This is a genomic window from Streptococcus sp. 5004 (genome assembly GCF_013276755.1).
GTDB lineage: Bacteria > Bacillota > Bacilli > Lactobacillales > Streptococcaceae > Streptococcus.
This window is the reverse complement of sequence record NZ_VMLP01000037.1, coordinates 1-8321: the sequence shown is the minus strand read 5'-3', so window position 1 is coordinate 8321 and position 8321 is coordinate 1. Positions and strand designations below refer to the sequence as shown.

Genomic DNA, 8321 nt, shown 5'->3' with positions numbered 1-8321 from the left:
TCAGTAACCATACCTACGGCAAGGCGACGTTGACGTGGTTTGAAGAGATTTTCGAAGAGTATAAGTCTCTACATAACAAAACGCATATTACCAAGGTTCTTATGAACAACTTGATAATATGCGCTTTTCTTTTTTATTCAACGTGGGTTGTTTGATTGGCAAAGGCGATAATGGCTTGCTTCAATTCATCTCCACTAAGAGTGCGGAACTCTTCAATTTTTTGATCGATGACTTCTAGAGGCATAACATTGACCTTACCAACGAAAATCTTATCCATAACCTGATTATCAACAAGTTCGGTTGATACCAAGAGTTCTTCGTAGAGTTTTTCGCCTGGGCGGATTCCAACTTCAACGATTGGAATTTCACTTTCAGTGTGGCCACTTAAAAGGACCATTTTCTTGGCCAAGTCATAAATCTTGACTGGTTTGCCCATATCAAGGATAAAGACTTCCCCATCTTTGGCATAAGCACCAGCATGGATAACCAAACGGCTAGCTTCTGGAATAGTCATAAAGTAACGGGTCATGCGGAAGTCTGTCACCGTTACAGGCCCACCTTCAGCAATCTGACGTTCAAAGACTGGAATGACACTACCACGGCTACCAAGAACATTCCCAAAACGAACCGCACAGTAGGTTGATTGGCTACGTTGGTTAAAGCCAGTGACAATCAACTCAGCCACGCGCTTGGTTGCTCCCATAACATTGGGTGGATTAACCGCCTTATCTGTCGAAATCATAACCATCTTAGGTACTTTGGCTTCATCAACAGCCTTAGCAACATTGTAAGTTCCACGAATATTGTTTTTGAAGGCTTCTTTTGGATTACGCTCCATCATAGGAACGTGCTTGTGGGCAGCCGCATGATAAACAATAGCTGGCTTGTACTGCTCAAAGACTTGCAAGAGACGGTCATAGTCTTGAATATCGGCAATAACTGGTACATAATCAATCCCTTGGAACTTGCGAATCAATTCATGATACACAAGGTAAATTGAGTTTTCCCCATGCCCGAGCAAGACGATGCGTTCAGGATTGAAGCGACTAACTTGGCGACAGATTTCAGAACCGATTGAGCCACCAGCACCTGTAACCAAGATCGTCTTACCTGTAAGTTCTGCGCCCAGACGCGATTCATCAAGACGAATTTCTTGACGTCCCAAAAGGTCCGTAATATCAATTTTTTGGAACCCAGTAGCTGCTTGGTGAAGGCCTTGAACAACAGTTTCAACCTTAGGCATCTTGTAACATTTGACACCCAGCTTATTACACATCTGCAAGATACGCTCATATTCTGACGGATCAAGCGACGGAATCGCAACGATAACACGCTCGATTTGATGACGTTTAGCTAATTCAGGCAGATCATCATATGAACCCAAAACAGGGATTCCACCAAGTTTTTGACCCTTTTTCTTAGCATCCTTATCCAAAATACCGACCAGTTCCAAATCACTGGTTGGATGTTGGTAGCTATCCATAAAGAGGGCCCCACCATCACCAGCACCAATCAAGAAGGTTCGACGGTGTTCCCCATCACCACTGCCTTTTTTGCGTCTGGAGTAGATTAACTGCCAAGTAATCCGTGGCAATAAAATCAAGAAGGTACTCAACAAGATAAAGAGAATGATGAAACGGATGGAGAAAAGTGGCAAGAAGGCATAGCAGATACTATATGACAAGACGCTGCTCGCAGTCACACCAAAAAAGATTTTCATAAAGTCCGTAATCTTGCTGTAACGACTAATACTAGCGTTCAACCCCCAAAATGCAATCATCAATTGATAGAACAGGAAGGCCAAACTCGTATAGATAATGTAGTCAACAGGTGCTGGATTAATCAAGCCATAGAATAAGATATAAGATACAATGATGGAAACCACCATACTCAAAATATCAAATATGCCCCAGAAGACTTGTTTTTGTTGTTTATTTAAAATTTCCACCAGATCAATCACATAATCTGTTAGTTTTTTATTCATGTCAATCTACTCCTCCTTAAAAGAGCTGAATAGTTATATTGTTATTATAACACTTTTTATCCAGTTTACGATTTGCTACAATCTTTTACTTGCTTTTTCGTAACAGTTTCATAAAAATAAACTGTCGGACAAATCCTGGACAAAGGGCAACAACCATCTGAATGGCAACACTCTTGGCATATTCCATGTAAGAAATTTGTCCTCGCTTCAGCATGAGCTGACGAGCTTGACGATAGAGCTTGAGGTAACGCAGTCCCCCACGACGCTCAAACATCCCTGCTCCGACACGAACCTGACACAAGATTTGATCCAGATTTCCAGTCTTGGCTCCTGCAGTAATCATATTGAGCCAGAGGAGGTCATCTTCCATATAAAGGCCATCCTCATAGTTGCCTGCCTTGAGAACCATGTCCTTCTTGAACATAACAGTCATGTGATTAAAGGCACTTCTCATCCTTTGATAAGCCACAATATCTGCATGCTGGGTTGGAACACGACGGTAAGAAACAATCTCATCAGGATTATCAATAAACTCTGCAATGTGTCCACCTAATAGGTCGAGGTTGTCCTTCTCCATTAACTGAACCTGTTTCTCAAAACGGTCTGGAACAGCTATATCATCCGTATCCATACGGGCAATAATATCATACTGACACTGCAAGACACCCTGTCGAAGAGCTAGACCCAAACCTTGATTCTGCTCAAGAGGGTAGCGTTTCACTGGAATATCAGACTCAACTTCAAGCTGGTCTAATACCTGATAGAGCTCAGGTGTCAAAGGCCCATCCTCAACCAGAACCAATTCGCTCGGTTTCAGAGTCTGATTTTGAACGCTCTCAATAGCATCCTTTAAAAATGTCGGATTTTCCTTGATATAGACCGACATCAATACGCTGATTTTTTGCTTTTCAGACACAGTTTTTCTCCAATGTATAGATTTCCTTCCACTATTTTATCATAATTTTCAAGACTTTCCCATTTTTATCTTGAAAGCCAGAAACCTTACTTGACATTATAGTGAAAAAGCCTTAAAATAAGCTGTTATTAAAATCAGCTAGAAGAGGTATTTTATGAAAAAGCAATCACTCTTTTTTGTTCCAGGGATTATCCTGATTGGTGTTTCCTTGCGGACTCCTTTTACTGTTTTACCCATTATTTTGGGAGATATTTCGCAAGGTCTGGGAGTAGAAGTTAGTTCACTTGGTGTCTTGACCAGTCTTCCCCTCCTCATGTTTACCCTCTTCTCACTATTTTCTACCCGACTGGCCCAGAAAATCGGCTTGGAGCATCTCTTCACCTATAGCCTTTTCTTCTTGACCATCGGTTCTCTCATTAGACTAATCAATCTGCCCCTGCTCTATCTAGGAACCTTGATGGTTGGGGCAAGTATCGCAGTCATCAATGTCCTGCTTCCTAGTCTTATCCAAGCCAATCAACCAAAGAAAATTGGTTTTCTGACCACCTTATATGTAACCTCTATGGGGATTGCAACGGCTCTGGCCTCCTATCTGGCTGTGCCTATTACACAGGCCAGTTCTTGGAAAGGACTTATCATCCTCCTCACCCTACTCTGTCTAGCAACTTTTTTGGTCTGGCTCCCAAATCACCGCTATAATCACAGACTGGCTCCACAAACCAAACAAAAAAGCAAAACAAAGGTCATGCATAATAAACAGGTCTGGGCAGTGATTATCTTTGCAGGTTTTCAATCCTTGCTCTTTTACACCGCTATGACCTGGCTACCTACAATGGCTATCCATGCAGGCCTATCCAGTCACGAAGCTGGTTTGCTGACTTCTATCTTCTCGCTGATCAGCATTCCTTTTTCAATGACTATCCCAAGTCTGACAACCAGCTTGTCAACTCGCAACCGTCAGCTCATGCTCACTCTAGTTTCACTAGCTGGTGTGGTCGGCATTTCCATGCTCTTTTTACCAGTCGGTAATTTCTTTTACTGGCTTGCCATCCATCTCCTCATCGGAACCGCAACCAGCGCCCTCTTCCCCTATCTCATGGTCAACTTTTCACTCAAGACAAGCGCCCCTGAAAAGACAGCCCAATTGTCTGGTTTATCTCAAACAGGAGGCTATATCCTAGCAGCCTTTGGCCCAACCCTCTTTGGTTACAGTTTTGACCTCTTCCACTCTTGGGTACCAGCTGTAGCTGCCCTCTTGCTCGTCGATATCCTGATGACCGTGGCCCTCTTTACAGTGGACAGAGCCGATAAAATCCTCTAAACTTCTAGTTTTGGCTAGAAGTTTTTTATATATAAAAATTTTATACATTTCTCTTGACAGGGCTTTCTTTTAGATGTACAATGTATGTGTAGAAAAATTATATATAAAAATCTTACACATTAGAAAAGGAGGTTTCCCATGTACTTTCCAACATCCTCTGCCTTGATTGAATTTCTCATCTTGGCCGTACTGGAAAAAGGGGATTCTTATGGTTATGAGATTAGCCAAACCATTAAGCTGATCGCTAATATCAAAGAATCTACACTCTATCCCATTCTCAAAAAATTGGAAGGCAATAGCTTTCTGACAACCTATTCTAGAGAGTTCCAAGGTCGCATGCGCAAATACTACTCCTTGACAAACGGTGGTATAGAACAGCTCTTGACCCTAAAAGATGAATGGGCACTCTATACAGACACCATCAATGGCATCATAGAAGGGAGTATCCGCCATGACAAGAACTGAATACCTGACTCAGCTAGAACTTTATCTCAAAAAACTGCCTCAGGCTGACCGCATCGAAGCCATGGACTATTTCAGAGAACTCTTTGACGATGCTGGAGTCGAAGGAGAGGAAGAACTCATCGCTAGCTTGGGAACTCCTAAGGAAGCAGCTCACGAAGTCCTCTCCAATCTCCTCGATAAAAAAATCAATGAGGCACCCGCTCAAAAAAATAACCGACAAATTTTGCATATCGCCTTGTTAGCTTTGCTTGCAGCACCCATCGGGATTCCTCTGGGAATCGCCATCCTCGTGACCCTGTTCGCAATCCTTGTGGCAGCCTTGACTGTCATCTTGGCTTTCTTTGCAGTTTCCATATTGGGTATCATCGGCGGATTCCTATTTTTAGTTGAAAGTTTCACTATCTTAGCCCAAGCTAAATCAGCCTTTATCTTGATTTTTGGTTCTGGTTTACTGGCTATCGGTGCTTCTTCACTAGTCTTACTAGGTATTTCCTATGTAGCCCGCTTCTTCGGCCTACTCATTGTTCGCCTGGTGCAATTTGTTCTCAAAAAAGGAAAGAGAGGTGACCAGCATGCGTAAGTTTACAAAAGGATTTCTCATTTTTGGTGTGGTGACTACCATTATCGGCTTTATCCTGCTCTTTGTAGGAATCCAATCTGACGGGATTAAGAGTCTGCTTGCCATGTCCAAGGAGCCTGTCTATGATAGTCGGATGGAAGAGTTGACCTTTGGCAAGGAAGTCGAAAACCTAGAGATTACTCTCCATCAACACGCACTGACCATCACAGACTCTTTCGATGATCAAATCCACATTTCTTACCATCCATCTCTTTCTGCTCACCATGATCTTATCACAAATCAGAACGATAAAACGCTGAGCCTCACTGATAAGAAACTGTCTGAAAGTCCATTTATCTCTTCTGGAATTGATGGGATTCTCCATATTGTAAGTAGTTCATCTAATCGTTTTAATGATGTCATCATCGGACTACCGAAAGGGAGAACTCTAAAAGGGATCAACATCTCAGCCAATCGTGGACAAACCACCATCATAAATGCCAGCCTTGAAAATGCGACCCTCAATACCAATAATGCCTATCTCCTCCGAATTGAAGGAAGTCGTATCAAAAACAGTAAACTCACAACCCCTAATATCATTAATATCTTTGATACAGACCTTACAGATAGTCAGCTAGAGTCAACAGAACATCACTTCCACGCTGAAAATATCCAAGTCCATGGTAGGGTTGAACTGACTGCCAAATATTATCTCAGAATCATCCTAGACCAGAAAGAGAGCCAACGAATTAACTGGGACATCTCAAGCAACTATGGTTCTATCCACCAATTCACAAGAGAAAAGCCTGAATCAAGAGGCACGGAATTAAGCAACCCTTACAAAACTGAAAAAACCGATGTCAAGGATCAACTCATTGCTAGATCTGATGATGATATTGAGCTAATATCCATACCAAACAGACGTTGACAAAAGCGCTTACATTTGCTACTATGGAAGCATATTTATCTAACTAAAAAGGAGGTTCTACCATGAAACAAGAATGGTTTGAAAGTAATGATTTTGTAAAAACAACAAGCAAGAACAAACCTGAAGAGCAAGCTCAAGAGGTTGCAGACAAGGCTGAAGAAACGATAGCCGATCTCGATACGCCAATTGAAAAAAATACTCAGTTAGAGGAGGAAGTCTCTCAAGCTGCAGTTGAACTTGAAAGCCAGCAAGAAGAGAAAATTGAAACTCCTGAAGGCGGTGAAGCGAGAACAGAAATAGAAGAAAAGAAAGCATCTAATTCTACTGAAGAAGAGCCAGACCTTTCTAAAGAAACAGAAAAAGTCACTATAGCTGAAGAGAGTCAAGAAGCACTTCCGCAGCAAAAAACAACTACGAAAGAGCCACTTCTTATCAGCAAATCCTTAGAAAGTCCTTATATCCCCGACCAAGCTCCAAAATCTAGGGATAAATGGAAAGCGCAAGTGCTTGATTTTTGGTCTTGGCTAGTGGAGGCTCTCAAATCTCCTACAAGCAAGCTTGAAACAAATATCACACACAGCTACACAGCCTTTCTCTTGCTCATTCTGTTTTCTGCATCTTCCTTTTTCTTTAGTATCTATCACATCAAACAAGCCTACTATGGACATATAGCAACTATAAACAGCCACTTCCCTGAGCAGCTAGCTCCTTTAACTCTCTTTTCTATCATCTCTATCCTAGTAGCGACAACACTCTTCTTCTTTTCATTCCTCTTGGGTAGTTTCGTTGTGAGACGATTTATCTACCAAGAAAAGGACTGGACGCTAGAAAAGGGTGTCCAACAATATAGTCAACTCTTGGCAATTCCAATCTTCCTCACTGCTACTGCTAGTTTCTTTGCCTTCTTTGACAGCCTACGATTTACAGCCCTTTTGTGTGTGATTAGCATTGGAATCATCCTGCTTGCTAGTCTCCATATCATTACAAGACCGAGTCAAGCAAGTGAAAGCGACTCTTTCTATCAGTTATTCTTGTCTGTCCTTGTGAACGGAGTCATTATCCTCCTCTTCTTTGTAGCTGAAGTGGCACTGATTGGAGATTATCTTCGTATCTTGGCCTTTCTTTAAACTTCAATCCTGTCATCCATGGCAGGATTTTTCTATGCCAAAAAGCAAGTCGATTGACCTGCTTCTGCTTTACTCTTCTTGTGCTAATGCTTTAAAATCTTTGTCTAAGATGGGTTGGATTTCTAATTGATTGGCATCTAGTTGGTGGTAAGATGCTGATGGTAGTGACTCTAGGAATTTTGCATAGTCCAAGCGGACAATGGCTTCATAGTCTTCTGGTTTAGAGCCATCTCCTGTAATTTGAACCAAGTCAATCTCCCACTGCACTTCCTTATCCACCAATTGCTCCATATAGGCTACAGGAACAAATGGTTCTCTCGGTAAAACTGTCTTGACTCCTTGCGCCAGATGGTAAACACCGTGCACTTGTCCCTCTCCATCCTGATAGAAGGAAACTATTGCAAAGTAGGCATCTGTCTCTTGAACCGCACGCACACGCGCTTCAAACTGTGCTAATCCATCTTCCTCTAAAAAGCTTTTCAAATCCTCATGACTAAAGAAAATAGGATTAAAAATTCCTTGGCAAATCGTAAAACGGGCTGCATTATCTGCCAGATGGGCTTGAATACTTGCTTGGAAATAAGCTTCAAAATCAAAACCATCTAGTCCTTCAATCTCAGTTCCTGTGTAAACAAGCAAAGCATCTAAAAATGACTTGATGATCTCCCAGTCTGTCTTCGTGAGTAGGTCAGGAAGATCGACACGATATGCCTTTTGATCATCAGCATAACTGACCTTAAAAAGAAATTGTGACTGCCCCACTATCGCACACTCTATATACTCGAGACGATTAAGAGGCTGACGGAGATAGACTGTATCATAACTATGCGACTCCAAGCCATCTACCAAGGCCAAGATAGACTTGGCAGTCAAAATCTCCTGTTCTCCTAAAATGCTCTGTTTATTTGGAATAAAAAATGTTTTCACCATAACTGGACTCCTCTGAAATCGTTTACATATAGTATACCTTATTTTTCTGAAAGATACAAAAACAAACTTTATACTCTTCGAAAATCAAATT

The 8321-nt window shown here is 41.8% G+C and carries 8 protein-coding genes and 1 pseudogene; 5 read left to right on the top strand and 4 right to left on the bottom strand.

What is annotated here, in order from left to right; all coding sequences use genetic code 11:
• Positions 1-133: 133 nt before the first annotated feature.
• The 3 genes and pseudogenes from HT685_RS09880 to HT685_RS10355 form a co-directional block, all read right to left on the bottom strand.
• On the bottom strand, positions 134-1984 hold the full coding sequence (locus HT685_RS09880; RefSeq protein WP_173225002.1) for a nucleoside-diphosphate sugar epimerase/dehydratase: 1851 nt from the start codon (positions 1982-1984) through the stop codon (positions 134-136).
• A gap of 85 nt (positions 1985-2069) precedes the next feature.
• A complete protein-coding gene (locus tag HT685_RS09875; RefSeq protein ID WP_188110171.1) occupies positions 2070-2870 on the bottom strand; it encodes a glycosyltransferase in 801 nt (266 codons plus the stop codon).
• Positions 2850-2997, bottom strand: a pseudogene (locus HT685_RS10355) (glycosyltransferase family 2 protein); the annotation flags it as partial. The gene HT685_RS09875 and the pseudogene HT685_RS10355, both read right to left, overlap by 21 nt.
• A 57-nt stretch (positions 2998-3054) precedes the next feature.
• On the opposite strand from HT685_RS10355, the gene HT685_RS09870 reads away from it, so the two are divergent.
• The 5 genes from HT685_RS09870 (at position 3055) to HT685_RS09850 (ending at position 7300) form a co-directional block, all read left to right on the top strand.
• Entirely contained in the window at positions 3055-4221 is a 1167-nt protein-coding gene (locus HT685_RS09870; protein ID WP_173224996.1) for an MFS transporter, read from the top strand.
• A gap of 138 nt (positions 4222-4359) precedes the next feature.
• Positions 4360-4686, top strand: a complete 327-nt coding sequence (locus tag HT685_RS09865) for a PadR family transcriptional regulator (protein WP_000273854.1) — start codon at positions 4360-4362, stop codon at positions 4684-4686.
• Entirely contained in the window at positions 4673-5266 is a 594-nt protein-coding gene (locus tag HT685_RS09860) for a DUF1700 domain-containing protein (protein ID WP_173224994.1), read from the top strand. Before HT685_RS09865 ends, HT685_RS09860 begins: the two co-directional genes overlap by 14 nt.
• Positions 5259-6173 (top strand): DUF4097 family beta strand repeat-containing protein, encoded by a 915-nt coding sequence (locus tag HT685_RS09855; RefSeq protein ID WP_173224991.1) that lies wholly within the window; start codon positions 5259-5261, stop codon positions 6171-6173. Before HT685_RS09860 ends, HT685_RS09855 begins: the two co-directional genes overlap by 8 nt.
• Before the next feature lie 62 nt (positions 6174-6235).
• Positions 6236-7300, top strand: coding sequence for a DUF6574 domain-containing protein (locus tag HT685_RS09850; RefSeq protein WP_173224988.1), 1065 nt, complete (start codon positions 6236-6238; stop codon positions 7298-7300).
• 69 nt (positions 7301-7369) lie between these two features.
• On the opposite strand, the gene HT685_RS09845 is transcribed toward HT685_RS09850, so the two are convergent.
• Positions 7370-8230 (bottom strand): DUF4299 family protein, encoded by an 861-nt coding sequence (locus HT685_RS09845; protein ID WP_173279065.1) that lies wholly within the window; start codon positions 8228-8230, stop codon positions 7370-7372.
• Between the last annotated feature and the right edge of the window lie 91 nt (positions 8231-8321).

Excerpts from the sequence above, each read along its gene's own strand:
- HT685_RS09850 (WP_173224988.1), top strand. The coding sequence starts at position 6,236 with ATGAAACAAGAATGGTTTGAAAGTAATGATTTTGTAAAAACAACAAGC.
- HT685_RS09875 (WP_188110171.1), bottom strand. The coding sequence starts at position 2,870 with ATGTCGGTCTATATCAAGGAAAATCCGACATTTTTAAAGGATGCTATT.
- HT685_RS09870 (WP_173224996.1), top strand. The coding sequence starts at position 3,055 with ATGAAAAAGCAATCACTCTTTTTTGTTCCAGGGATTATCCTGATTGGT.
- HT685_RS09855 (WP_173224991.1), top strand. The coding sequence starts at position 5,259 with ATGCGTAAGTTTACAAAAGGATTTCTCATTTTTGGTGTGGTGACTACC.
- HT685_RS09880 (WP_173225002.1), bottom strand. The coding sequence starts at position 1,984 with ATGAATAAAAAACTAACAGATTATGTGATTGATCTGGTGGAAATTTTA.
- HT685_RS09865 (WP_000273854.1), top strand. The coding sequence starts at position 4,360 with ATGTACTTTCCAACATCCTCTGCCTTGATTGAATTTCTCATCTTGGCC.
- HT685_RS09860 (WP_173224994.1), top strand. The coding sequence starts at position 4,673 with ATGACAAGAACTGAATACCTGACTCAGCTAGAACTTTATCTCAAAAAA.
- HT685_RS09845 (WP_173279065.1), bottom strand. The coding sequence starts at position 8,230 with ATGGTGAAAACATTTTTTATTCCAAATAAACAGAGCATTTTAGGAGAA.